This window comes from Bacillus cereus group sp. BfR-BA-01331, from assembly GCF_022663915.1.
In the GTDB taxonomy this organism is placed as follows: Bacteria; Bacillota; Bacilli; order Bacillales; family Bacillaceae_G; genus Bacillus_A; species Bacillus_A mycoides.
This window is the reverse complement of the sequence record NZ_JAKUGJ010000148.1, coordinates 1-482: the sequence shown is the minus strand read 5'-3', so window position 1 is coordinate 482 and position 482 is coordinate 1. Positions and strand designations below refer to the sequence as shown.

Genomic DNA, 482 nt, shown 5'->3' with positions numbered 1-482 from the left:
TCAAGTCATGTACGATTTCTATGACACCTACTGGTAAATACTATGTGTCCATCTTGACTGAATACGAAAAAGAGATTGTACAAAAAGAAGTTGAAACAGTTGTTGGATTAGACTTTGCGATGGATGGATTATACGTTAGTTCTGAGGATGAGAAAGCCAATTATCCTAAGTTCTATCGTAACATGTTAGACCAATTAGCAAAGGCACAACGAGTATTAGCAAGACGAAATAAAGGTTCTGAGCGTTGGAATAAACAACGTATTCGTGTAGCTAAGTTACATGAGAAAGTAGCTAACCAACGTAAGAATTCCCTTCATCATGAGTCTAAACAGTTAGCTGCTTATTTTGATGTTGTAGCCATTGAAGACCTAAACATGAAAGGAATGTCGCAAGCACTTCATTTTGGAAAAAGTGTTGCTGATAATGGGTGGGGTATGTTCACTTCTTTCTTAGCTTATAAACTAAACGAACAAGGAAAACAA

At 36.5% G+C, this 482-nt stretch carries 1 protein-coding gene; it reads left to right on the top strand.

Annotated features, from left to right (window positions below; all coding sequences use genetic code 11):
• Positions 1–482 (top strand): RNA-guided endonuclease InsQ/TnpB family protein (locus MR155_RS31360; protein WP_242312125.1); only part of this gene is annotated, 482 nt, incomplete at both ends.